31 protein-coding genes, 1 pseudogene and 1 riboswitch are annotated in these 23736 nt (G+C 59.3%); of the genes and pseudogenes, 8 read left to right on the plus strand and 24 right to left on the minus strand.

The genetic code is table 11. The features are described 5' to 3' along the window. The 4 genes from NW849_RS03530 to NW849_RS03545 form a co-directional block, all read left to right on the plus strand. Positions 1-297, plus strand: a 297-nt coding sequence (locus NW849_RS03530) for a Uma2 family endonuclease (protein WP_414355935.1), incomplete at its 5' end; no start/stop codon positions are given. A 235-nt stretch (positions 298-532) separates the two neighbouring features. Next, positions 533-985: a ubiquinol-cytochrome c reductase iron-sulfur subunit gene (locus tag NW849_RS03535; RefSeq protein WP_414330183.1), complete on the plus strand. Its 453-nt coding sequence runs from the start codon at positions 533-535 to the stop codon at positions 983-985. A 93-nt stretch (positions 986-1078) separates the two neighbouring features. Next, positions 1079-2227, plus strand: coding sequence for a glycosyltransferase (locus NW849_RS03540; RefSeq protein ID WP_414355936.1), 1149 nt, complete (start codon positions 1079-1081; stop codon positions 2225-2227). Between the two features lie 108 nt (positions 2228-2335). After that, positions 2336-3175 (plus strand): PRC-barrel domain-containing protein, encoded by an 840-nt coding sequence (locus NW849_RS03545; RefSeq protein ID WP_414355937.1) that lies wholly within the window; start codon positions 2336-2338, stop codon positions 3173-3175. Between the two features lie 157 nt (positions 3176-3332). On the opposite strand, the gene NW849_RS03550 is transcribed toward NW849_RS03545, so the two are convergent. The 23 genes and pseudogenes from NW849_RS03550 to rplC form a co-directional block, all read right to left on the minus strand. Further along, positions 3333-4313 carry an alpha/beta fold hydrolase gene (locus NW849_RS03550; protein WP_414355938.1) on the minus strand — a complete coding sequence of 327 codons (981 nt, stop codon included), beginning with the start codon at positions 4311-4313 and terminating at the stop codon, positions 3333-3335. Positions 4314-4336: 23 nt separating this feature from the next. Further along, positions 4337-4561, minus strand: a complete 225-nt coding sequence (gene infA, locus NW849_RS03555; protein ID WP_011434173.1) for a translation initiation factor IF-1 — start codon at positions 4559-4561, stop codon at positions 4337-4339. Positions 4562-4691: 130 nt separating this feature from the next. After that, positions 4692-5465 (minus strand): type I methionyl aminopeptidase, encoded by a 774-nt coding sequence (map, locus tag NW849_RS03560; RefSeq protein WP_414355966.1) that lies wholly within the window; start codon positions 5463-5465, stop codon positions 4692-4694. Positions 5466-5503: 38 nt separating this feature from the next. Next, a complete protein-coding gene (locus NW849_RS03565) occupies positions 5504-6085 on the minus strand; it encodes an adenylate kinase (RefSeq protein WP_414355939.1) in 582 nt (193 codons plus the stop codon). Then, complete coding sequence (gene secY, locus NW849_RS03570; RefSeq protein ID WP_414355941.1) at positions 6085-7383, minus strand: preprotein translocase subunit SecY; 1299 nt, start codon at positions 7381-7383, stop codon at positions 6085-6087. Before secY ends, NW849_RS03565 begins: the two co-directional genes overlap by 1 nt. A 153-nt stretch (positions 7384-7536) precedes the next feature. Continuing rightward, complete coding sequence (gene rplO / locus NW849_RS03575; RefSeq protein ID WP_414355942.1) at positions 7537-7989, minus strand: 50S ribosomal protein L15; 453 nt, start codon at positions 7987-7989, stop codon at positions 7537-7539. A 38-nt stretch (positions 7990-8027) separates the two neighbouring features. Continuing rightward, positions 8028-8564, minus strand: coding sequence for a 30S ribosomal protein S5 (rpsE, locus tag NW849_RS03580; RefSeq protein ID WP_414344276.1), 537 nt, complete (start codon positions 8562-8564; stop codon positions 8028-8030). An 18-nt stretch (positions 8565-8582) separates the two neighbouring features. Then, positions 8583-8951, minus strand: coding sequence for a 50S ribosomal protein L18 (gene rplR, locus NW849_RS03585; RefSeq protein WP_414355943.1), 369 nt, complete (start codon positions 8949-8951; stop codon positions 8583-8585). Positions 8952-8958: 7 nt separating this feature from the next. Further along, positions 8959-9504, minus strand: a complete 546-nt coding sequence (rplF, locus tag NW849_RS03590) for a 50S ribosomal protein L6 (protein WP_414355944.1) — start codon at positions 9502-9504, stop codon at positions 8959-8961. A gap of 33 nt (positions 9505-9537) precedes the next feature. Beyond that, positions 9538-9948 (minus strand): 30S ribosomal protein S8, encoded by a 411-nt coding sequence (gene rpsH, locus NW849_RS03595; RefSeq protein ID WP_011434165.1) that lies wholly within the window; start codon positions 9946-9948, stop codon positions 9538-9540. A gap of 59 nt (positions 9949-10007) precedes the next feature. Then, on the minus strand, positions 10008-10550 hold the full coding sequence (gene rplE / locus NW849_RS03600; protein ID WP_414355946.1) for a 50S ribosomal protein L5: 543 nt from the start codon (positions 10548-10550) through the stop codon (positions 10008-10010). A 68-nt stretch (positions 10551-10618) separates the two neighbouring features. Next, on the minus strand, positions 10619-11017 hold the full coding sequence (rplX, locus tag NW849_RS03605) for a 50S ribosomal protein L24 (RefSeq protein WP_011434163.1): 399 nt from the start codon (positions 11015-11017) through the stop codon (positions 10619-10621). Beyond that, a complete protein-coding gene (gene rplN, locus NW849_RS03610; RefSeq protein WP_011434162.1) occupies positions 11017-11385 on the minus strand; it encodes a 50S ribosomal protein L14 in 369 nt (122 codons plus the stop codon). The genes rplX and rplN overlap by 1 nt, the downstream gene beginning before the upstream one ends. Beyond that, positions 11382-11633 (minus strand): 30S ribosomal protein S17, encoded by a 252-nt coding sequence (rpsQ, locus tag NW849_RS03615; RefSeq protein ID WP_011434161.1) that lies wholly within the window; start codon positions 11631-11633, stop codon positions 11382-11384. Before rpsQ ends, rplN begins: the two co-directional genes overlap by 4 nt. Continuing rightward, the gene (gene rpmC / locus NW849_RS03620) at positions 11633-11854 is read right to left on the minus strand and encodes a 50S ribosomal protein L29 (protein WP_011434160.1); all 222 of its coding nucleotides are present in this window, start codon (positions 11852-11854) and stop codon (positions 11633-11635) included. The genes rpsQ and rpmC overlap by 1 nt, the downstream gene beginning before the upstream one ends. Positions 11855-11867: 13 nt before the next feature. Next, positions 11868-12335 carry a 50S ribosomal protein L16 gene (gene rplP / locus NW849_RS03625; RefSeq protein ID WP_011434159.1) on the minus strand — a complete coding sequence of 156 codons (468 nt, stop codon included), beginning with the start codon at positions 12333-12335 and terminating at the stop codon, positions 11868-11870. A 58-nt stretch (positions 12336-12393) separates the two neighbouring features. After that, entirely contained in the window at positions 12394-13143 is a 750-nt protein-coding gene (rpsC, locus tag NW849_RS03630; RefSeq protein WP_414355948.1) for a 30S ribosomal protein S3, read from the minus strand. 36 nt (positions 13144-13179) lie between these two features. Then, complete coding sequence (rplV, locus tag NW849_RS03635; protein WP_414355949.1) at positions 13180-13551, minus strand: 50S ribosomal protein L22; 372 nt, start codon at positions 13549-13551, stop codon at positions 13180-13182. A 44-nt stretch (positions 13552-13595) separates the two neighbouring features. Then, positions 13596-13877, minus strand: coding sequence for a 30S ribosomal protein S19 (gene rpsS / locus NW849_RS03640; protein WP_414331934.1), 282 nt, complete (start codon positions 13875-13877; stop codon positions 13596-13598). A gap of 66 nt (positions 13878-13943) precedes the next feature. Further along, the gene (gene rplB / locus NW849_RS03645; protein WP_414355951.1) at positions 13944-14828 is read right to left on the minus strand and encodes a 50S ribosomal protein L2; all 885 of its coding nucleotides are present in this window, start codon (positions 14826-14828) and stop codon (positions 13944-13946) included. A gap of 49 nt (positions 14829-14877) precedes the next feature. Continuing rightward, positions 14878-15177 carry a 50S ribosomal protein L23 gene (locus tag NW849_RS03650; RefSeq protein WP_414330452.1) on the minus strand — a complete coding sequence of 100 codons (300 nt, stop codon included), beginning with the start codon at positions 15175-15177 and terminating at the stop codon, positions 14878-14880. Between the two features lie 316 nt (positions 15178-15493). Further along, a pseudogene (rplD, locus tag NW849_RS03655) lies at positions 15494-16120 on the minus strand (50S ribosomal protein L4); the annotation flags it as partial. A gap of 57 nt (positions 16121-16177) precedes the next feature. Continuing rightward, positions 16178-16822 carry a 50S ribosomal protein L3 gene (rplC, locus tag NW849_RS03660; RefSeq protein WP_414344285.1) on the minus strand — a complete coding sequence of 215 codons (645 nt, stop codon included), beginning with the start codon at positions 16820-16822 and terminating at the stop codon, positions 16178-16180. Positions 16823-17288: 466 nt separating this feature from the next. On the opposite strand from rplC, the gene NW849_RS03665 reads away from it, so the two are divergent. From NW849_RS03665 to NW849_RS03680, 4 genes are all read left to right on the plus strand, one after another. After that, positions 17289-19319, plus strand: a complete 2031-nt coding sequence (locus tag NW849_RS03665; RefSeq protein WP_414355952.1) for a hypothetical protein — start codon at positions 17289-17291, stop codon at positions 19317-19319. A 68-nt stretch (positions 19320-19387) separates the two neighbouring features. After that, positions 19388-20737 (plus strand): methyltransferase domain-containing protein, encoded by a 1350-nt coding sequence (locus tag NW849_RS03670; RefSeq protein WP_414355954.1) that lies wholly within the window; start codon positions 19388-19390, stop codon positions 20735-20737. Positions 20738-20906: 169 nt separating this feature from the next. After that, positions 20907-21443: a hypothetical protein gene (locus NW849_RS03675; protein WP_414355955.1), complete on the plus strand. Its 537-nt coding sequence runs from the start codon at positions 20907-20909 to the stop codon at positions 21441-21443. 34 nt (positions 21444-21477) lie between these two features. Beyond that, positions 21478-21993: a MogA/MoaB family molybdenum cofactor biosynthesis protein gene (locus NW849_RS03680; protein WP_414344296.1), complete on the plus strand. Its 516-nt coding sequence runs from the start codon at positions 21478-21480 to the stop codon at positions 21991-21993. A 28-nt stretch (positions 21994-22021) separates the two neighbouring features. Here the strand turns inward: NW849_RS03680 and metK are convergent, their stop codons facing one another. Continuing rightward, on the minus strand, positions 22022-23281 hold the full coding sequence (metK, locus tag NW849_RS03685; protein ID WP_414329184.1) for a methionine adenosyltransferase: 1260 nt from the start codon (positions 23279-23281) through the stop codon (positions 22022-22024). 298 nt (positions 23282-23579) lie between these two features. Beyond that, positions 23580-23691: riboswitch (SAM riboswitch) on the minus strand. Between the last annotated feature and the right edge of the window lie 45 nt (positions 23692-23736).

The raw sequence follows: 23736 nt of genomic DNA on the forward strand, positions 1-23736 counted from the left end.
CAGATTCAAGATGAAGCAGGACATTTTCGGGGTGCCCCTGAGCTGGTGGTTGAAGTCCTATCACCTGGAAAAGTTCATGAGGATCGAGACCGCTTGGCAAAACGGAAACTCTACTCTGTGTATGGGGTGCAAGAGTACTGGATCGTCGATCGGTTGGCTCAGAGAGTAGAGGTGTATCGCAGACAACAGGCCCAGTTGGTCTTGGTAGAAACGCTGTTGGTTCAGGATGCGTTGTCTTCTCCCCTGTTGCCCGGCTTTGTCTGCACGGTTGCTGAGCTGTTTACCTCCCGACCCTAGGCTTCAGGCGTACAACAGCCGAAAGGGATCCCATCCCATCGGCCAAATCAATGAAGCAACCAAGATGCCTGCTGCTGCGTACTCTAGCCGGAAAAAGTGCGGCTTGGCCCTGGCCGAAACTGTTCCGGTGTAACAAAATGTTAAGGGCAGCATTTGTACGGGGATCCCTTCTGAAGGGGCCGGTCTTTTGCTGGCTCATGACGCACATTTTGCACACCTCCAAGGACACATAGCCATGTACAACAATCGTCGTGGTTTTCTTCGCTGGCTGGCTCTCGGTTTTGGCTCGTTGGTGGGTTGGTTACCTGGGTTTACCCGGCGCCGTTTTGCCCTGGCCCAGGGAACTGCTTCTGGCTCTAAGGCTTCTGAGCCGGAGTTTGTGAAAGTTGCCACTCTGGCCGATCTCAAAGATGGCCCCTTCAAGGTGGAAAACGCCTTTGGGAAAAACACCGCCACCCTCTGGCTGGTCGGGGATCCGCAAAAAGAAGATTCTCTGCTGGCTTTGGATGCCGCCTGTCCCCATGCGGGGTGTGATGTGAACTGGCGGGGGGAGAACTTTGTCTGCCCCTGTCATGGCTCGGCTTTTGCTGCCGATGGCAGCCGTACCCGTGGCCCGGCCAAGGCAGACCTGGCCATCTACAAGGTCAAGGTGGAGAAGGGAGAAATTTTTGTAGCCAAAGCCTCATAAAGTTCTGGGCAGGCTGTGGGCTTTGAGGCCAGGCAAAAGGAGTCGGGTATCCGGATTGAGAAGACAATGGGCTGAGCTACCGAGGCTTTCCCTATGGCTCGTCCCTACCGCTATCTGTTCCTCTCCACCCCTGTTGGACCTCTGGGATCCGGGGCCGGTGGTGGTGTGGAGCTCAATCTTGCCAACCTGACGCGTGTCTTACTCCAGATGGGATCCCAAGTGCGGGTGTTGGCCCCTGTGGGATCCCGAATAGCGGAGTTGCCGGAGGAGGTGATCGAGCCGGTGGCGGGCCTTCCCCCGGCCTATGCGCAAACCCAGCGCCGCGATCAGCCGGTTCTGATCCACACCCCCTCTCTGCTGGCCAACCTGTGGCAGCGGGCTGCCCACCTGCAAGATCAGTTCGATCTAATCGTGAACTGGAGCTACGATTGGCTCTCGTTTTATTTGACGGATTTTTTCCGCACCCCGGTGGTCCACATTGTTAGCATGGGATCCCTCAGCGATGCCGTCGATCAGGCTCTAGAGCACATTGCCCATCGCTACCCTGGTCGGCTGGCGGTGCATTCGCGGGCGCAAGCCCAGACCTTTGCCTTTGCCCGAGCCGAGATGGCGGCAGGTCGGGATCCCTTTGTCTATCTGCCCTGCGGGGTGGATCTGCGCCTCTACGACTTTGTGCCCCAAGGGAATGGATCCCTGTGTTGGATTGGGCGCATTGCCTCCGAAAAGGGCCTGGAAGACTGTGCTGCCCTAGCCGAGAGGACGGGAAGGCCGGTGGTGATCCTAGGCCACCTGCAAGAGCCAGGCTACTGGCAGCAGATCCAAGAGCAGTACCCGCATGCCCAATTGGATTACCGAGGGTTTTTGCCCACCCCGCAAATGCAGCGGATCTTGGGGCAATGCTCAGCCTTGATCATGACCCCCAAGTGGGTGGAGGCCTTTGGCTTGGTGGCGGTGGAAGCTTTGGCCTGTGGCGTGCCGGTGATTACCTACCGCCGGGGTGGGCCCGCGGAAATTGTCAGCGATGGAGAAACCGGCTGGATCGTCGAGCCGGACAACGTGGCAGCTTTGGCAGAGGCTGTAGAGCGCCTAGATCACATCGACAGGAGCCGCTGTCGGCAACGGGCAGAAGAGCACTATTCCCTGGGCGCGATGGCAGAGCAGTTTCTGGCCTGGAGCAGGCAGATTGGCCGGGATCCCACCTGGGCAGCCCGCGAGGGAGGAGACAGGCAGTGGTACTATTAACTTACTTAATTCTGGCGAACTGTGTCAGACACGCAGCCCAACAACGGGAACGTTTTGACTTACGACGGGGAAACCATCATGACGACTGGGAAAGGATCTGTTGCGCTGGTGCGATCAGAGGTTCGTCGGCGGTCACAGGTTCTGGGAACGCAGGTGATCAGCCAGGGCAACGCAGCCCGGCTTGGGGTAGTCAGCGAAGTTTGGGCGGATCTTGAAGCCAAGCAGGTTCTGGTGCTGGGGGTGCTGGAAAAAGCCCTTGCCGGATCCCCCCGTTTGATGGAGCTGCGGCAGGTAACAGCTTTGGGTCAGGATGCAGTTCTTGTCCCCAGCGAAGAAGTTTTCGATAACTTGGATTTGGAGGGCCTGAGTCGCGTGGTTGGCAGCGAGGTGGTAACCGAAGAAGGGATCCGCCTCGGCAAAGTTAAGGATTTTGAGTTCAACTCCGTCTCCGGCATCATCACGGGTTTGGTGCTCTCCAACCTCGGCCTCACCTTTTTACCCGGCTTTATCCTCAGCACCTATCTGCTCTCCACCGATGAGATTGTCTCTGTGGGCGGGGATCGCCTTATTGTTGCCGATGGCGCTGAGACCCGCCTAACCCAACTGGCCAAGGGGATTTTGGAAACTCTGGGAATCGGCAAGCCCCCTTGGGAAGCCGGAGTTAGCCCTGCTCCTGCCCTGCCCAGTGCTGTCGAGAGTTCCGCCGTCGAGGAAGATTACGAAGAAGAATACGACGAGGAATACGAAGCCGAAGAAGAAGACGTTTACGCAGAAGAAGAGCCTGAACCTGAGCCGCAGCCTGTGCGTCCACGCCCGCCTGAGCCCGCACCCGCCCCCGAACAACCGGCTTGGGAACAGGAGTATGCCAAAGAAGAGGCCCCTCCCCCTTCCAGCTCCACTCCTGTGGATGGTGATCCCTGGGAGGATAAGGCCGGGGAGCCCACTTAAGTTGCCGGGCTTGTATCAACTCCCCTTTCCCCTCAGGGAAGTGGCTGGGGGTGGTCGCGTCAGCCGAGAGTACGGTCGTTCCCCCTGATGTCAGGGCTGCTTCTTGCGTCAATCCCCAGCTGTTTTCTTCCAAGGGGTGAAGGGATCCCCCATCTGTCTATCCCGGCAGGGCAGGATCGGCTTCGGCCAAGAAGCGCAAAGCCACCGACAAAAAGGTCTGCGGCGCTTCAATGTGCGGAAAAGCAGCCCCCGGCAATCGGTAAATCGGCACCTCCGGGCGCAAGGTGCGATATCGCTCTGCCTGTTCTGGGCCGGTGAGGCGGTTCTGTTCTCCCCAGACCAGAACCATGGGCTTGGTCACCACGCGAAAGTCGTCTTCGATGGGCAAGTTGAGCTTGCCGGTGAGAAAAGAACGGGGGGCAAATTGAGCCCCCGCTTGGTGAGCTGCCCGGTAATAGTAGTCCACCACCGCCTCATCCAGGGCGTAGCTGGGGGAGAACAAGCTCTGCTCTGTAAACAAGCGTACACTCCAGGGGGCGGTGATGCCGTTGTAGAAGGCCAACCCCAGAACGGGCAGGCTGAGGAATCCATAGGCAATCTGGGCCAAAGGGATCCCGAGCGCATCGGGGATAAGGCTGTTGTCTCCCAGAGGGGCGATGAGCAACAGCTTCTGCCAATGGTGGGGTTGTAGACGGGCCGAGCGCAGCGCAAACCCTGCCGAGAGAGAGTTTGCAATGACGTGACAGGGTCGCCCGATCACCTGCTGGACAAAATCCCCGATCATCTCGGCATAGAGGCTGCCGGTGTACTTCAAATCTGGACGTTCTGAGTTGCCCCACCCCAACAAATCCAGAGCATAGACTTGATGGTGCTGCCCCAGCTCCGCCATAATGGCACGAAACTCATAGCTGGAGGAGCCTGCCCCAATGCCGTGCAACAACAACAACGGCTGGCCGGATCCCATGACCTTGTAAAACAGGCGATGACCCCGCCAGAAGTGGTGCCTTTCCTCTCCCGGCAACAGGCTCTGCAGAGGTTGAGTTTGGGAGGAGATCCAAGCGTTGAGAACGGCTAGAGCACCCAAGCCGCCGACTGTAGCCCAGAGGCTGGTCTTGAGAACTTGGCTCAGCTCCTTCATGCTCAGCAGCCCGGCTGGGGAACTTACTTTTTCTTAAGGCGGTAGGTGATGCGCCCTTTGTTGAGGTCATAGGGGCTCAGCTCCACCTTGACCCGGTCGCCGGGCAAGATCTTGATGTAGTTGCGGCGAATTTTGCCGGAGATATGAGCGAGCACGTTGAAGCCGTTGTCCAGATCCACTCGGAACATGGCGTTGGGCAGGGATTCGGTAACGACCCCCTCCATTTCAATGGCATCTTCCTTAGACAATGAACCCTCCCAAAAACGACACGACAAATAGGACGACACTCCACAGCCGCGACGACACGCGCTGTTAAGAAATGAAAATATGCTCCACCTCTTCTATCCTAACTGTTGCAGTCCTTCATCAGGGGATCCCTTAGGACTGAAAAGGCGTGCGATCGGTCAAAATTTCTGCTCCAGACTCGGTAACCAAGACCGTGTGCTCAAACTGAGCCGACCAAGAGCCATCCACCGTGACCACCGTCCACTGGTCTGGCAACACTCGGGTTGCCTCTCCCCCCGCATTCACCATCGGCTCAATGGCCACCGTCATGCCGGAGCGCAGCTTGGGATTGGGCAGATCGCGGGTGCGATAGTTGGGAAATTGCGGCTCTTCGTGCAGATTGCGCCCCACCCCGTGGCCGACATACTGCTTCACCACCGAGTAGCCCCGCCCCTCGATGTAATCTTCAATGGCGCCTGAGACATCCTGAAGCCAAACGCCGTGGCGCACGTGGTCGATGCCCGTCTGCAGGGCCTTGGCCGCTGTATCGATCAGATCCCGGGCTGCGTCGCTCAGGGGTTCCAGGCCGATGGTGATACAGGAGTCCGCATGCCAGCCCTCGACGATGGCGCCAAAATCCACCTTAACCACATCTCCCGGCTGCACCACTTTGCGGGGACTGGGGATCCCGTGCACCACCTCATGGTTGACACTGACACAGACGCAGGCGGGAAAGCCGTAGTAGCCCTTGAAACTGGGCAAAGCATTAAGTTGGGCCACCCGTCTCTCGGCATAGGCATCGATATCTGCCGTGGTCCAGCCCGGCTCCAGGCGCTCCGCGATCTCCTGCAATACTTGGGCCACCACCCGACCGGCCCGCCGCATTTTCTCCACTTCGCGGCGAGATTTGATCTCGATGAGCTGCATGCCCCGCCGCTGGGGGGAATTTCCAGCTCCTGCTCTAATCACGCCGTCCTCCTGAAGCCTTCCAGAAGAGCCTGCAGATGTTCCTGTACGGATTCCACCGGCTGGTTGCCGTTGACCCGTTGCAAGCGCCCCTTGGCCTCATAAAAATCGATCAGGGGAGCCGTCTGCTGCCGATAGACCTCCAGCCGCTTGAGAATTACTGACCGATCCGCATCATCGCTGCGCCCCTGTTCCTGGCCACGGGCCAGCAGCCGGGCCACCACCACCTCGTCGGGCACCTCCAAGTTGAGGACGTAGTCGTAATCTTGTCCCAGCTCTTGCAGCAGCTCTTCCAAGGCTTCTGCCTGGGCTAAGGTGCGAGGAAATCCATCCAGGATCCAACCCTGCTCCGGAGACTGCTGCAACTGCCCCTTCACCATCCCGATCAGCACCTCGTCGGGCACCAGCTCTCCCGCATCCATGTAAGCTTTGGCTTGGCATCCCAGCGGTGTCTGAGCCTTGACCTCGGCCCGCAGCAGATCGCCCGTGGAAATTTTGGGCGTGTGGTAGATGGCCGCCAGCCGCTCCGCCTGTGTACCTTTGCCCGCCCCCGGCGGCCCCAGAAAGATCAACCTCGGCACTACTGTTTGACCATCCCTTCGTAGCGTTGTGAGATGACATAAGTCTGGATCTGCTTGGAGGTCTCAATCGCCACCCCCACCAAAATCAGCAGCGAGGTCGCCCCCAAACCTTGGAAAGTGGTGATGCCGGTTGCCCGTTCCACCGTCGTCGGGATGATGGCCACCGCGCACAGGAACAAAGCCCCCAGCAGCGTCAGCCGATTGAGGATCCCTTCGACATACTCAGCAGTGGCCTTGCCCGGACGTATTCCCGGAATGCTGGCTCCCATCTTCTTCAAGTTCTGAGCCAGATCCACCGGGTTGATGAGCAAAGAGGTGTAGAAGTAGCTGAAAAAGAGGATCAGCACGAAATAGAAGGGAATGTAGAACCAGGAGGTGGGGGATAGGAAGTTGGCCACCTGCACCAAGGTCAGGTTTTGGGTGTACTGGGCCAAGGCCAAAGGCAGAGACATCACCGAGTAGGCGAAGATGATCGGCATCACCCCCCCCTGGTTCAGCCTCAGGGGCAGATAGCTTTTCTGCTCGCGGAACAGCTTGTTGCCCACCTGGCGCTTGGCATAGACGATCGGGATCTTGCGGCTGCCCTCTTGGATGAAGACAATGCCGACAATGGTGGCCAAAAAGATTGCTGTCAACAGCAAGATGCCACCGATAGTGCTGCTATCGGCACGGGCCAAGCTGATGGTCTGTCCAAGGGCACGGGGCAGAGTGGCAACAATGTTGATGAAGATCAACAGCGAAGGGCCACTTCCCACCCCCTTCTCCGTGATCATCTCTCCCAGCCACATCACAAACATGGATCCTGCCGCCAGAGCCAAGGTGGTGGAGGCCATGAAGGCCAACTCATTGGTGGTACTGGCAAACTCCCGCACCCAAAAGGAAATGCCAATGCCCTGGATAATGGCCCAGCCCAAGGTGACATAGCGGGTGTATTGAGAAATCTGCCGCCGCCCCTGTTCTCCCTCGTTTTTCTGCAGGTTCTCTAAGGCCGGAATGGCCGGGATCAGCAACTGCATGATGATCGAGGCGTTGATGAAGGGCAGGATCCCAAGGGCAAAGATCCCCAAAGCAGAAATCCCCCCGCCGGAGAAGACATCCAGCAGGCCAAACACAGGACTATTGGCAGCTTCGGCGGCAAAGCGGGCCCGATCGATACCGGGAATGGGGATGTAAATGCCCACTCTGACCAGCAGCAGCAAGCCCAAGGTGAGAAACAGACGGCTGCGCAGGCCAGAGGCCATAGCCATCTGCATAAAAGTCTCTTGGGCAGAAGGGGCGGAGCCTCGTGTGTCAACCATAGGGAAGAGAATCTCGCGGGAGCAAAAGGTAAGGTGAGCTATCTACCACTCTACGCTGCCGGTGGTGCAGTCGGCAAAATCAAAGTAAATCCAGAGAAAGTGCAACTCAGCAACTTCCCACAGAAGCCGGCCAGAGCAGCGGGAAGGGGCGGTCTAGGATCCCAAGATTTCCACCCGACCTCCGGCTGCCTCGATCTTGGCTTTGGCTGAAGCGGTAATAGCCGCCGCCCTGATCGTCAGGGGCACGCTGACTTCCCCATCTCCCAAGATCTTCAGCGGGCCATCGTTGGTGGTGACGATCCCTCGTTCCATTAAGCTTTGCAGGCTGACCTCGCTGCCGGCAGGCAGATCCGCCAAGGCGCGCAGGTTGACCAGGGTGTATTCCAGACGCCGCGTGTAGCGGGGGAAATGCTTAAGCTTGGGCAAACGCCGGTAGAGGGGAGTCTGCCCCCCTTCAAAGCCGGGTCGTGTACCACCCCCCTTGCGGGCCTTTTGCCCCCGCATCCCCTTGCCACAGGAGGCCCCCTGCCCGGCAGAAACGCCACGACCTAGCCGCCGCCGCCGCCGCGTCGAACCTGCTTGAGGCCGAATGTCTTCCAGTCGCATGTCTACCTCTAGCTCACTTGCTCAATATCACCTGTCCATCACTTGCCCAATAGGCGGCGCACATCGATGTCTCGGTCTTGGGCCACCTGCTTAAAGGTACGCATCCGCCGCAGCGCATCGATGGTAGCACGGGCATTGTTGAGGGGGTTGCTGGATCCCAGTTGCTTGGCCAAGCTGTTGCGTACTCCTGCCAGCTCCAGAACGGTGCGGACTGCCCCCCCTGCGATGACGCCTGTGCCGGGAGCTGCTGGCATGACCAAGACGGTGGCACCGCCGCCTGCCCCCTGCATGGGATGGGGTACGGACAAACCTTTGGTGAGGGGCACCTCAATGAGGTGCTTTTTACCGTCCACAACCCCCTTGCGTACTGCTCCAATCACGTCGTTGGCTTTGCCTACGCCAACCCCGACTTGGCCGCGCTCGTTGCCGACCACCACCACAGCGCGGAAGCTCAACTTCTTGCCGCCCTTGACCACCTTGGTGACGCGCCGAATCTGGATGACCCGCTCTTGCCACTCCGTGGGCTGCTCTTCGCGGCTTTTCTTGCTTCTGCGACGTTCCCTCTGCTCAGCCATGTGCTGTGTCCTCAGTAGCTAGAACTGTAACCCTGCTTCTCGGGCAGCTTCTGCCAGGGCTTGAACGCGCCCGTGATAAAGCTTGCCCCCCCGATCGAAAACCACGCGGGAAATGCCCATCTGTAAGGCTCGTTCGGCAACTGAGCGGCCCACCAAGGCAGCCGCTTCTTGAGTAGCCGTCCCGGTTTCTTTGAATTTTTCGCGCAGCTCCCTGTCCAAGGTGGAGGCGGAGGCTAAGGTATGCTGGGCTACATCGTCGATCACCTGGGCGTAGATGTGTCGATGGGAGCGAAACACGGCCAGGCGAGGCCGCTCGGCAGTGCCGAAGACTTTGCGGCGAATGCGCCGATGACGACGTTGGGTGGTGATTTTGCGGCTGGCTTTCATAGGCTATTCACTTCTTCGCTTTCCCCGATTTACCTGCCTTGCGGCGAACTTGTTCCCCTAGATAACGGATCCCTTTCCCCTTGTAGGGCTCTGGGGGCCGGACGGCTCGGATACGGGCGGCAGTATTGCCCACCAGTTCTTTATCTGTGCCTGAGACAACAATGATGTTGTTTCCCTCAACGGCAATTTGGATGCCAGGGGGAAAGGGGATCTCCACAGGATGGCTGTAGCCAACGTTCAAAACCAACTTGCTGCCTTGGATGGCAGCCCGGTAGCCCACGCCCACCAATTCCAGCCGCCGCTCAAATCCCTTGGATACTCCATCGACCATGTTGGCGACCAAGGTGCGGCAAAGGCCGTGGAGTTGGCGGGCAGGCCGAGAATCGTTGAGACGGCTGACTGTGAGCGTCTGAGCGTTTTGCTGGACTGTGATCAAGGGCGGTAAACTGCGGGACAGTTGACCTTTCGGTCCTTTCACTGCAATGTGTTGGCCGTCGATCTGGATCTCCACCTTGGCAGGAAGGGCGATGGGGCGTCTACCAATACGGGACATGGGAAAAACTCCTGACCAGAGAAAACTTAATGTCTAGTAGACAAGGCAGAGGACTTCGCCGCCAATGCCCTGCTTACGAGCCTCCCGGTCGGTCATAATGCCGTTGGAGGTGGAGATGATGGCAATTCCAATTCCTCCCAGCACTCGGGGCAGCTCTTTGTGGTTGCGGTAAACCCGCAGACCCGGTCGGCTCACCCGCTTTAGACCATTGATGATGGGCCTGCAGTTGCGGCCTTTGCCTTTGTACTTCAATCGCAACACCACCCGGGCTTGGATCCCTTCTCCCTCCTCTTTCCATTCGCTGACAAACCCTTCCTCATGAAGAACGCGAGCGATGCTGCGGGTCATGCGTGTGGCCGGAACTGCCACCGACTCGTGCCGAGCCATGGTGGCATTGCGAATGCGGGTGAGCATATCGGCGATCGTGTCGTTGGTGTGGGCCATCGGTGGGTCAGTGCTCCTCGGAAGATCGATGCAGATCAAGAAAAGTCAGGGTGGGCAACCTAGGAGGCAAAGGGCATGCCAAACGCTTTGAGCAGGGCACGGCCCTCTTCGTCGGTTTTAGCAGTGGTCACAATTGAAATATCCATACCTCGCAACTGATCTACAGAGTCATAGTTGATTTCGGGAAAAATCAGTTGTTCGCGGATGCCCAGGGTGTAGTTGCCTCGTCCATCAAAGGCTTTGGGGCTGACGCCGCGGAAGTCACGGATACGGGGCAGAGCAATGTTGATCAGGCGATCCAAAAACGCATACATGCGCTCCCGCCGTAGGGTTACCATCAGGCCAACCGGCATGCCCTTGCGAATCTTGAAGCTGGCAATTGCCTTTTTGGCGCGGGTGATCACCGGACGCTGACCGGTGATGGCGCTGATCTCGGCAATGGAAGATTCCAGAGCCTTGGCATTTTGGGAAGCTTCCCCCAAGCCGCGGTTGATGACGATCTTCTCCAGGCGGGGCACCTGGTGGATGTTGGTGTAGCCCAACTCCTTTTGCAGCTTGGGGACGATGACGGTGTTGTAGAGGATTTGCAGACGTTGGGGCATGGTGGCTTCTCCTTGCGGCTCTGGGCTGGGTCAGAGCCAGACCAATGATGGAAAAAAGAATGTAATGCCTAGTCGAGGATCTCGCCTGTTTTCTTAAGGACGCGGACTTTGCGACCATCGGCGGTGATTTGATAGCCGATGCGGCTGGCCACTTCCTGCTTCTTGGAATAGGCCATCACTTTGCAGACGGGAATGGGGGCTTCCTTGGTCTCAATCCGGCCACTTTCCCCTTCTCGCTGAGGTTTGCGGTGGTAGGTAACAATGTTAACCCCTTCCACCAAAACCATGTTGCGTTCGGGAAAGACCCGCAGCACCTCGCCGATTTTGCCTTTGTCATCGCCGGAGATCACCTGCACGGTATCCCCTTGCTTGATACGCATTTTGTAGCGCAGGCTGTTGCGGTGCTTGCGAATGCCCGGTCGCCGAACTAAGCGCCGAATTTGGCTGGGTTTGAGGGGGCGAACCATCAGAGTACCTCCGGGGCCAGGGAGATGATCTTGGTGAAGTTTTTCTCCCGCAGCTCGCGGGCTACAGGGCCGAAAACACGAGTTCCACGGGGATTGCCATCATTGTTGATGATCACGGCAGCATTGTCGTCGAAGCGGATGCACATGCCGTCAGGGCGACGTACCGTATCGACGGTGCGGATAACAACGGCCTTGACAACATCGGATTTTTTGACGGGCATGTTGGGCAGGGCATCCTTGACGACACCAATGATCACATCGCCCAAGCTGGCGTAGCGACGGCCACTGCTGCCCAGCACGCGAATGCACATCATCTTGCGAGCACCGGTGTTGTCGGCCACCGTCAGCATAGTTTGCTGCTGAATCATAGTTTCTTCACCTCCCTCAGGATTTCGGCAACTTGCCAACGCTTGGTGCGGCTAAGGGGACGGGTTTCCGTGATGCGCACCAGATCCCCTTCTTGACAGCGGTTTTCCTCGTCGTGGGCCTTAAACTTCTTGGTCTTGACGACGATCTTGCCGTACTTCGGGTGAGCAACTCGATTTTCCACAGCAACAACCACCGTTTTTTGCATCTTGTTGCTGACAACAATGCCAATCTTCTCCCGAACAGCCATTACTCCTCCTTGGTTGGGCGTTTGCCCCGCTTACGCTCTCCCTCCACAGTTAGTAGTTGCGCCAGCTTGTGTTTGCGCAGCCGGATGAGATGGGGCTGGTTCAACTGCCGCGTGGCCTGCTGCAAACGCAGCTCAAACAGCTCTTTCTTGACGGCGTAGATTTCGTTGCTCAGCTCTTCGTCCGATAAAGCACGGGCATCAGCAATTTTGGGCATGGGCATGGCTGAACTCTCCTCATACACTGCTGGTGGCCACCTCTGAAGCCGTTGCCTGGGCGGGCTCTGGCTTTTCAAAGTCGGCTTTGGTTACAAACTTGACCTTAATGGGCAGCTTCTGGGCGGCAAGGCGCATGGCCTCGCGGGCGATGGGCTCTGCCACTCCCCCCATTTCGAAGAGGATACGGCCTGGCTTGACGACACAAACCCAGTACTCAGGGTTGCCTTTGCCGGATCCCATGCGGGTTTCCGCGGCTCGCTGAGTAACGGGCTTGTCAGGAAAGATGCGAATCCAGATTTGGCCACCCCGCCGAACATAGCGGGTCATGGCCCGACGGCTGGCTTCGATCTGTCGAGCTGTAATCCAGGCGGGTTCTAGGGCCACAAGGCCGTATTCCCCAAAGTTGATGCGGTTGCCACGGGTCGCTTTGCCTTTCATGCGCCCGCGCTGCTGCTTGCGGTATTTGGTGCGTTTGGGGCTTAACATGGCCGTTCCTCAATCATGGGTAACTGATGGGGATCCCTGGGCATTGCCAAACCGGCGGTCAAGCCTCTGCTTGAGCCGAGCGATCTTCAAAGGTGGGCCGCCGCCGCTGCTGCCGACGTTTGGGCTGTTGCAGGGGAAACTTTTGTTCGTGACGTTCCTGCCCGGGCAGAACTTCCCCTTTGAAGACCCAAACTTTGACTCCGATGATGCCGAAGGTGGTATGGGCGAGGTGCTCGGCGTAGTCGATGTCGGCCCGCAAGGTGTGCAAAGGGATCCGCCCCTCCCGCGTCCATTCGGTGCGGGCGATCTCGGCCCCGTTGAGACGACCGGCAATTTGGATTTTGATCCCTTGTACGCCTGCCCGCTGGGCCCGTTGGATTACCTGGCGCACGATGCGGCGAAAAGCAATCCGCCGTTCCAACTGTTGGGCGATATTTTCCGCCAGCAAGGTCGCTTCGGCGTCGGCACGGGTGACCTCTACTACATTGATGCGAATGGTTCGTTCGCCGCCACCTCGTGAACTCAGCTCTTTTTGCAGACCTTGGCGCAAAGTCTCTAGGCCGGATCCGCCCCGACCCACGACCACCCCAGGGCGAGCAGCGCGGATCTCTAGGTCAATTTGATCTGCTTTGCGTTCAATTTGGATATCGGCCAAGCCAGCACTGCTCAATTGCTGGGTCAGGTAGGTGCGAATCTGATCATCCTCCTGTAACAGGGCTGGATAGCGGGCCGGATCGGCAAACCAGCGGCTGCGATGTTCTTTAATCACGCCGAGGCGGAAACCGGTGGGGTGGATCTTCTGTCCCATGGTGGTTAAGGGGTAGAGGTCTGGGAATACGGAAGGTTAGGAAGCTGTCACCACTTCAGCTCCTATGGGCCGGACGGCGATGGTGATGTGGCAGGTGCGCTTGCGAATGGGGTAGGCCCGCCCTTGGGCGCGGGGGCGAAACCGTTTCAGCACAGGACCCTGATCGGCGTAGGCTTGGCTGATCACCAGATCCCGGGGATCCAGGCCGTTGTTGTGCTCTGCGTTGGCCACCGCTGATCGCAGCACCTTACGAACCGGCTCACAGGCAGCGTAGGGCATGAACTCCAGCAGGATGAGGGCATCGGCATAGGTGCGCCCGCGGATCTGATCCAGCACCCGCCGCACTTTGAAGGGGGACATGCGGATGTAGCGGGCTACCGCTTTAACCTCAGGGGATGAATCAGCCATGGCGCTCTCCCTCCTGCTCAATACTGTCCTACTCGTTGTTTATCTCAACGGCGGGCGGCTTTTTTGTCGCTACCCGCGTGACCGCGGAAGGTACGGGTGGGAACGAATTCCCCCAGCTTGTGACCCACCATCTGATCGGTGATGTAGATGGGCACGTGTTGCTTGCCGTTGTGAACGGCGATGGTGTGGCCGATCATGACCGGCAAGATGGTGCTGGCCCGCGACCAGGTCTTGATCATGTGCTTCTCGTTGCGCTCGTTCATCTTCTCCACCTTGAGAAGCAGCTTGGCATCCACAAAGGGGCCTTTTTTCAGCGAACGTCCCATAAGAACCTCAACCGTTTGATAAGCAATTCACTGTCGAAAAAGCTTCGGGGAGCGAATGGCCAGCGGCTACTGAGCAGCCCTTCCGCCCTTGTCCCGGCGGCCTCCGCGACGGCGACCGCGCACGATGAATTTGTTGCTGGGCTTGTTGCGTTTGCGGGTCTTGTACCCCAGGGTGGGCTTGCCCCAAGGGGTGACAGGGGTACTGCGGCCTATGGGGGCTCGCCCTTCCCCGCCGCCATGGGGATGATCCACAGGGTTCATCACCGAGCCACGCACCTTGGGACGGCGCCCCAACCAACGGCTACGACCCGCCTTGCCCAGGCTGATGTTGTTGTGGTCAACGTTGCCCAGTTGGCCGATGGTGGCGTAGCACTCGCCGCGGATCATGCGGACTTCGCCGGAGGGCAGCTTGAGGGAGACATATTTGCCTTCTCTGGCCACCACTTGAGCGCCAGCCCCGGCGGCGCGAACGATCTGCCCGCCGCGACCGGGATACAGCTCCACATTGTGAACCACCGTTCCCAAGGGGATCCGCTCCAGGGGCATGGCATTGCCGATCTCAAAGGGGGCCTCTGGCCCGGCCATGATGGTGGCTCCCACCTGTAGGTTGCGGGGAGCGAGGATGTAGCGTTTCTCGCCGTCTTCGTATTCCACCAGGCAGATGTGGGCGCTACGGTTGGGATCGTACTCCACAGTTTTGACGGTCGCCGGGATCCCCCGCTTGTCGCGACGGAAGTCGATGATGCGGTAAAGCCGCTTGTGGCCACCACCGCGGTGCCGGCAGGTGATGACGCCACGGTTGTTGCGCCCTTTCTTGCGGTGAATAAATTGCAGCAGCGACTTTTCCGGTCTGGGCTGCTTGCCGTTCTCGTCACGGGACAGCTCCTCGAAGTCAGAGACCGTCATGTGACGGGTGCTGGGGGTGTAGGGTCGGAGAGTACGAATGCCCATGGCTCAGGTAGGGGTGGGGGACGGGACAACAACAGCTCAAAAGGGGCGTTCAGGTGTCCGGGAAGAGGGTGATGGAATCTCCCTCCGCCAAGGTCACGATGGCTCGCTTGGGACGGGTGCGGTAGCCCACAAAGCGGCCCACCCGCCGTTGCTTGCGCGGGAGCTTCAGGGTGTTGACGGAAGTAACTCGCACGCGGAACATTTCTTCGACGGCAGCTCGGATGAGCGGCTTGGTGGCGGTGGGCAGCACTTCAAAGACATATTTGCGCTGCTCCATCAAGGCGGTTGCCTTTTCGGTGATGACGGGGCGCAACAGGACGTCGGCCAGGATCCGCTTGCTCTCAGTCATCGCTTTCCTCCTCTGCTGGGGCTGCTTCGGCCTCTTCTACCGTTGACGGCTCTGCTCCTTGAGCCAGTTCTTCTGCTGGATCTTGGGGCTCTTCGGTTTGCTCTTCTGGCCCCTGCGGATCTGCTGGACGTCCTTGGAGGGCAGCTTGGTTTTCCTGGGCCTCAGGTTGGGCTGGGGTTTGCTCTGCTTCCTCGTGTTCGCTTTCTGGAACGGCCTGATCTTCCGGCCCATCTCCGGGCAGGGCCTGATCTTCGGCTATGTCGGCCTGAGGTGCATCCTCAGAGGGAGTCTCCAGAACTGCCGGCGCAGCGTCGGATCCCCAACGGGCCTTGAGCTGCTCTAGGGCAGAAACGGTGATCAGCACCCAATCGACGTTGAGCAGATCGAAAACGTTGATCTGATCCAGGCCGATCAGCTTAACGCGGGCGATGTTGCGCACGGCCCGCTCTACGGCTTCCGAGCGTTCGGCAACGATGAGCAGAGCCGATTGATCTTCCATCACCCCCCAGCGCAGCAAAGCCTGGGCCACAGCACGGGTTTTGGGCGGGTTGAGCTGCTCCTGGAAATCCTCCACGACGATCAGGTCTTCCACCCGACTTTGCAGAGCGGTGCGCAGGGCCAGTTGCCGTTCTTTGCGGTTCATGGCCAGGTTGTATTCCCGCTTGCGGGGGCCGAAGATCACCCCCCCTTTGCGCCAAAGTGGGGAGCGGATGGAGCCGGCACGGGCCCGACCGGTGCCTTTCTGCTTCCAAGGCTTGCGACCGCCGCCGCGCACCTCAGCTCGGGTCTTGGTGTGGGCGTTGCCCTGACGAGCATTGGTCATCTGCCGGCGCAGTGCCAGATAGAGGATGTGGGCGGCTGTTTCGGGACGAGCAACTTTAAGGCTCAGCTCCGCGCTGCCCACCGTTTCCCCTTGCCAATTTTTCACCACACAACTTGCCATGGTTCCCTCGTCTTTGCGGATGCCGGTCAACCTTGTTTTCACCCAGGGATCCCTCCCCTAACGCTTGTTGCCCACCTGCTTGGCAGGGGTGATCTCCAGCAGCCCTCCTTCTACGCCGGGCACGCAGCCCTTAATCACCAACAGATCCCGCTCCGGATCCACCTGCACCAACTGCAATTTGCGGGTGGTGACTCGGCCACCTCCCAGCCGCCCTGCCATGCGCATCCCCGGAAACACGCGGCCTGGGGTTGTGCCGGCGCCAATGGAACCCGGTCGGCGGTGGTTTTTGGAGCCGTGGGACATGGGGCCACGACCGAAGTGGTGGCGCTTTTGATAGCCGGCAAACCCTCGCCCGATGGAGGTACCTGCCACATCCACCAACTGGCCGGGGGAAAACATCTCGACGGTAATTTTCTGCCCCAATTGGTAAGCTTCCGGCTGATCAACGCGAAACTCTCGCAGGTGGCGCAGCAGCTCTGTCACCCCTGCTTTGCTGAGGTGGCCCCGCTGCGCCCGCGTGAGATGCTTTTCAGTGGTGGGCAAGTAGCCCAACTGAATGGCGTTGTAGCCGTCTGTGGCCTGGGTTTTGATCTGGGTCACGGTGCAAGGCCCCGCCTGTACGACGGTAACCGGAATGGCCAGCCCCTCTGGTGAGAAGATCTGGGTCATGCCGACTTTTCTTCCAAGGATGCCAAGTGCCACAAGAACCTCCAATCGAGCCTGCACGACTCGCTTTCATCAATTCAGAGCCGACTCACTCCGACAATCAGCCGACCTTTCGCGAAGCGGGCTGTAGGCCAATGGCTCAGTCAGCCGGATGGATAGACATACAGCAACAGCGTGGCAGCAGAAAGCTCAGAACAAGGCTGAGTCTGCCAACTCAGGCGAAAAAGCGAGGCAGGGAGAATCAGGGATCCCTGTCCCCAGAGCCTAAGATCAGCATCGGCAACGCTGATCCTCTCGCCTAGTTCACCCCAAAGTTACACGCCAAACTGCTTTTGCTAAGAGCTGCTCAGACTTGCCTGCAAAGAGGCAGTATCTGGGGTAGCAGCGCACCAGGTCGCCAAAGCGGATGGGCTTAGTTGGCAACGGAAAACGATCATAATGAAGCGAAGGCCCGTTTGTCCAGACTTTTGCCGAGAAAATGGGCTGGTTGGGGAGGCCAGCAATGGCGAGAGCAGCTCAGGCGGAAGAAAAGAGCCATTGGCGGGGGAAGCCATCTCCCTTCAAAAGTGTGATGGGCTGGGCAGGCAGTGGGCTGACCCAGGCTTGTGTGGATCACTATCGAAGTTTGTTGCAGGCGGGATCCGATCCGGGCCGGGTCTTGTTTTTGGTGCGGAGTCAACGGCAAGCGGATGAGGTGTTGTGGCGCTTGCAGCAGTCCAGTTCGGGCTTGGTGGGGCCGTGGCGGATCGAGACGTTCTTGCAGCGGGTTGGGCGCTCTCTGGCCGATCATTGGCCGCAGGTGTGTGCCCGCCTTCCTCAGTTGCCTCCTCAGTTTGAGCCGATCCCCTTGGCCAAAGATCTCACTCAATTTCTCTGCGAACGAGCCTGCGCTTTGTGCCCTCGGCATGGGGAAGCCTTTGCCGGGGTCGGGCTCAAGGAGTTCCAGATCTGGGATCAGATCAGCAGTGCTGCTTATATTGCGGGGGCTTCGGGTTTGCCGGCAGAGGTGGTGGGATCCCGGCTGGCCCGGGCTTGGCCCGAGGAGGCAGATCCGCGGCGGGCAGAGGCTTTGCAGGCAATGGGCTGCTGTGTGGGTCGGCTGTGGGAGGCAGCGCTTCGGTTGGGATCCCTGGATTTTGGCCTGCAAATTCGGCTGTTTGGCGAGCACATCCTGCCGCTGGCGGAGTTTTGGCAAGAGTGGGATCACCTGATTGTGGATCAGGCGGAAGACAGTTGTGCCGTGGCGCTGGAGTTTTACCGGCAGGGGCAATCCCATCTGCAAAGTCAATTTTTCAGCTACACCCTTGGTGGTGGGGTTTCCTTGACCGGGATCCCGGAAGCTGTGGCCGACTTCTTGATGGAAAAAACGCAGGTTCAGTTTCTGGAGGGGAGCCATCGCGCTTCAGCAGGCATGATCCGCTTGGGGGTGCAGATTGCGCGGGTGCTGGATCCCCCGTTTTCTCATCCGCTGCCTGAGCCGAAGGGGGGGGAGCTGCCGCTGGTGCAAACCCTGGAGGAAGAGACCCAGTTTGCGGCAGTAGAGGCGATGGTTGCCCAAATTCGCCGGCTTTTGGGGGCCGGGATCCCGGCCCATCGCATCGCTGTTTTGCTGCCCCGTATGGATGCGGGGGTGAGCCTGAGCTTGCAGGAGCAGTTGTCGGAAGTGCCGGTTTTGCCGATTGCCCCCTTCCCGGCCTTGATCCGCTATCCTTTGGTGCGGGCGGTGCTGACGGCAGCAGAATTGGCTCACCCTGAGTGGGGCGCTTTTCCTACTTTGCCGGCTTGGCGGCTGATGTTGAGCTGGGTGCTGGGGCTGGATCCCATCCGGGCGGCTCTGTTGGCCGAAGATACCTGGGATCCGGTGGGGCGTTCTCTGCGTCCCCGAACAGCAGTACGGCAGCCGGAGCGGGTGGGGTTTGCCAACCTGGAGCGCTACCAGCGACTGTTCGATTGGCTGCGCGGCTATCGTCCCGGCCCTTCATTGGCCGCTTTCTTCCAGCAGTTTTTTGCCGATCACTTGGCCTCGGTGATTGCTTCCCCTCAGGATCAAGAGCTGCTGCGCGTATTGATGGAAGCGGCACAACGGTTTCGTCAGGCCTTCCCTGCCGAAGGGGATCCCGCCTTTTTGGCCATGATCCGCTCGGGACAAACCCCCAGCAGCAGCCGCTTCGAACCCGATTATTCCCGCTACTTGGTAGTTGCAACTCCGGTGGCCTATATCAATCGGGGTTTGGAGGCCGATTACCAATTTTGGTTTGATATCACCAGCCCCAGTTGGTCCCGCTCTTTGTGGCATGTGCTCTACAATAGCCGTGTGCTGACGCCGGAGTGGGACGGGGAGGTTTTCGATGCAGGGCGGGATTTACAGGCGCGTCAACGCATTTTGGCCCGCACGCTGTTGAACCTCTGTTGCCGCACTCAGAAGGGGCTGTGGTTGGTGCGCTCCAATTTTAACTACCGCGGCGAGGAGAACACCAGCATTTTGGACTACCTGATTTTGAAGGGCCTGAAAGCCATGGCAGCCGTCGGCTGAGAGAGGCCCTATCCTGAAAGGGTGCTGGCAACTCAGGCCCCCAAGAAATCGGGGGATGCACCGCAGGAATGGTCAAAGGCAAAGGTTTTGGAAAAGCGGCGCAGCCGTCCCTCTCAAAACAGATCCGTCAGGCGGCAGTCCATTTCCGGCAAGGTGACTGGGCCCGTTGTCGGCAAATTTGTGAGCAGCTCCTCTCGGGTGCCGGCTCAGCTCCTGTTGGGACTGCCCAGCGGGGATCCCATTCGAATGCCGCCGACCTGTCTGATCCCGAAGCAGCCATCGCCTGGGTTCAGGCCCACGCTCTGTTGGGACAAATCGAGGAAGGAGCCGGTCGCTACCCCGCCGCCATGCTGCACTACCAGCAGGCCATTGTGAGCTGTCCACCTGCTGCGCCGGCCAGCTTAGCCGCTGAGGTTCATGCGCTGCTGGGGAGGGTGTTGCGGCAGATGGGGGAGAAAAAGCAGGCGCAATTGTTGTTTGAGCAAGCCCTGAACCGGGATCCGCAACTGCTGATGGCACGGGTGGGGTTGGCCGATCTGCTGCAGATGCGGGGAGAATTCGTGGCGGCGGTGGCCCACTACTTGCAGGCTTGGCAGGGATCCCAGCAGGAAGCGGATATCCCCTATCAAATCGGCATGTGCTTCTGGAAGCAGGGACAACCAGAGGCGGCCAGTCCCTGGTTTCGGCGGGCGCTCTCCTTGCAGCCTGAACACAGCGATGCCCGCTACATGCTGGCCATTCTGGGGGAGCTGCCCCTGCCCGACAGAACGCCTCCGGCTTGGGTCAGCCGCCTGTTCGACGAATATGCACCTCGGTTCGAGCAGCATTTGTTGGAGAAGTTGAACTACCAGGGACCAGAGGCTTTGCGGCAAGGGATCCTGGCGGTGGCAGCAGCGCAGGGATCGCCTCCTCAGTTTGAGCGGGCGCTGGACTTGGGCTGTGGTACGGGCTTGGCAGGAGCCCAGGTGCGCCCCTATGTCAAGCAGTTGTGGGGCGTGGATCTCTCTGCCCGCATGCTGGAAATCGCCCAACACAAGGGCATTTACGACCACCTGGTTCAGGGGGACTTGCTGGAGCTGCTGCACCAGACCTCAGAACGCTACGACTTGATCCTGGCGGCAGATGTGTTCATCTACCTGGGGGATCTGGCCCAGGTCTTTCCTGCCTGCGCTCGGGTGTTGAATGCCGGCGGGCTTTTGGCCTTTACCGTCGAGGTGGGATCCGCCCCCGGCTACGAGCTGGGATCCACGACGGGGCGCTTTGCCCACTCCCCATCTTACGTGCTGCAGCAGGCAGAACAAGCAGGGTTGGATCCCGTCTACCACCAAAACTTCACCCTAAGACGAGAGGGGGAAGCCGACGTACCTGGAGCCGTGTGGTGTTTGCGCCGTTCGCGTCAGCGGTGCGGAGCCCATTGAGGGAGAACACGACCTTCCCGAGCTTTCCCTTCATAGGAGCTTCACAGAAAGCCAGTTGAGGTATTCTTGAGCCAGAGTTTCCTCAGGGATCCCGGAAAGAGGAGCCTGATTTCTCGTCAGTCCCTCTGGGTTAGCTTGGGGTTAAGTTTCATTGGGCCAGGGTGGTTTGATGGATCCTGCCACCTTTCTGGAGCACTATGGGTTTGAACTGGAAGGTCAACCCGGCCAGGTTTGGGTGGAGCGCTGGGATCAGTCGTTCCCGGCCCGTTGGATCCCGGTGGCTTTGCTGGAAGCCCTCTACCAGGGGCGGTACAAGGCCACCTCTGTGGAGCAGCTTCTCCGCCTTTGGCAGCGTCGCGGCTCTCCTCATCTTACCTTTCCCCCAGAAATCGGCCAGTTCCTTTGGCAGGAGCAGCAGGAGCTGATCCGCTCTTTGGCTTCGGCTGCCCTTGCCTGTTCTCCGTTGCCGCCGGTACCCCTCGCAGGATCCCTGTTTTCCCGAGAACCGGCCATATCTCTAAACTTGTTGTTGGAGCAGTTGCAGGAGCTTCCCCCCAAGCTGCGCCGCCTGCTCGCCCAGTCCCCTCGTGCCGGTGGGACAGAGTCCTCATCGTTCGCGACAGAGGTGCAGAGCACATTCCCGGAGATTCCGCAGATGGTCGTTGACCCGCCAACTCCTGCCGAGCCTCCTCAGGGACAGTCTTGATGGGTTTGCCACCTTTTCCTCAGGGATCCCCGCCATGACCTTTCCCCTTGATCGCGACAGCGGTGCAGAGCACATTGCCTCCTTGCCCTGTGGGGTGATCACCGTCAGCGACACACGCACCCCTGAAACCGACCACAGCGGCCAGTTCATCTGCACAGCCCTCCAGGAATCCGGCCACCGGGTGGAGAGGTATTGCATTCTCCGAGATGAACCGCAGCTCATTCGAGAGCAGGTTCAGGATTGGGCCGGATCCCTGCCGGTGATCCTGTTGAATGGCGGCACAGGCATCGCCCCCCGCGACACCACCTATGACGCCATTGAGGCTCTCTTAGAGAAGACCTTGCCCGGCTTTGGGGAGATCTTCCGCCAGCTCAGCTATGCCCAGATTGGCAGTCGGGCCATCGCCTCTCGGGCCATCGCCGGGATCCACGGAAAGTGCTTGATCTTTTCCATGCCTGGCTCCCCAGCAGCCGTGCAACTGGCTATGCGCAGCCTGATCCTGCCGGAGCTACCCCACCTGGTTAAGCAACTGCACCAGGGCAAGCATTGAGGCAGCAGGCCGTCTTAGTGATCCCCTCTTAGGCCAAGAGGGCAGTCGCCTTGGCAAGAGCCTCCTCCCGCAGCAGAGCGGCTTTATCGGTGCGCTCCCAGGGCAGATCCAGGTGAGTTTGCCCGAAGTGACCATAGACCGCTACATTTTGGTAGAAGCGTCCCCCCCGTTGGCGGGGCAGCTCCCGCAGTTGGAACTGGGCCAAAATGGCTGCCGGCCTCAGATCGAAGTGGCGCTGCACCAGCCGCAACAGCTCTTCGTCGGGGATGCGCCCTGTGCCAAAGGTTTCCACCAAAATGTTGATGGGGCGGGCTACCCCAATGGCGTAGCTCACCTGCACTTCACATTTTTGCGCCAAGCCAGCTGCCACGATGTTCTTGGCCACGTAACGAGCCGCATAGGCAGCGCTGCGATCCACCTTGGTGGGATCCTTGCCGGAGAAGGCCCCGCCCCCATGGCGAGAATAGCCGCCGTAGGTATCGACGATGATCTTGCGTCCGGTCAGGCCCGCATCTCCCTGAGGGCCGCCGATGACAAACTTGCCGGTGGGATTGGTAAGGAAGCGGGTGTGGCTATCCGGCTTGATGGGCAGCTCGGCAAACACCGGCGTGACCACTGCCTCCCAGAGATCGGCGCGGATCCGCTCTTGCACCGCCGCCTCTTCCGTAATGGCGCCAATCGTGGGTGTGTGCTGGGTGGAGATGAGCAGGGTGTGAATGCCCACCGGGCGACCTTCCTCATAGGCCACAGTCACCTGCGTTTTGCCATCCGGGCGCAGATAGGGCAGGGTGCCGTTTTTGCGAACCGTGGCCAACTGGCGGCTGAGGCGGTGGGCCAAGCTAATGGGCAAGGGCATCAACTCGGGAGTTTCATCGCAGGCAAAGCCAAACATCAACCCCTGATCCCCGGCCCCGACCAAGTCGAATTGATCTTCCTGGGAGCCGCGACTTTCCAGGGCCACATTCACCCCTTGGGCAATATCGGGAGATTGCTCATCGAAAGCCACCAACACCGCGCAGCTTTCTGCACTAAACCCATTCTTGGCATCGGTATAGCCAATTTCGGCCACCTTGTCCCGCACCAGACGGGTGAAGTTGACCTGCGCTTGCGAGGTGATCTCCCCGGTCAACAAAACCAGGCCCGTATTGACCACCACCTCGGCAGCCACCCGACTGAGGGGATCCGCCGTCAAGAGGGCATCCACGATGGCATCGGAGATCTGATCGCAGATTTTGTCGGGGTGCCCCTCCGTCACCGACTCCGAGGAAAACAAAAACGACTTGGACAACGAACCTTCTCCTTAAAAGCTAGAACTGAGAACCTGAACAAAAAACAAGGCTCACCCGCTCGTTCATTATCCGTCGGAGAAAGAGCCAACCAGGGATCCCCAGGTGCTCCGCACCAGCCCCAACTCAGCCAGAGGAAAGGCCCAGCAACCAGCAAGCGTTCTGCACCGCTGACGCACCAGCACTGCCGCGAAGGCCTTGCCCCGCTGCCGCGACCAGAGCTATGGGAGCTGCTAAAGGATAAAGTTGCCAGAAAAGTCCCCCGACAAAGAGGGCTATCCTCTAGAGAAAACTTTATTGCCTTTATCTTTCGGTTACTGACTAACCGCAGGAATTGGCACCGTAGCGGAGGCTTCCGCCGGGTTGCCGCAGCTTCATTGGGCCTGGTCCCTCAGTCTGCTCTGGATAAAGAACGGAACTTGTCCCTATAGTACCCCCAACCTCCGCCCATTTGTCA

The organism is Synechococcus sp. R55.3 (assembly GCF_047461975.1).
In the GTDB taxonomy this organism is placed as follows: Bacteria; Cyanobacteriota; Cyanobacteriia; order Thermostichales; family Thermostichaceae; genus Thermostichus.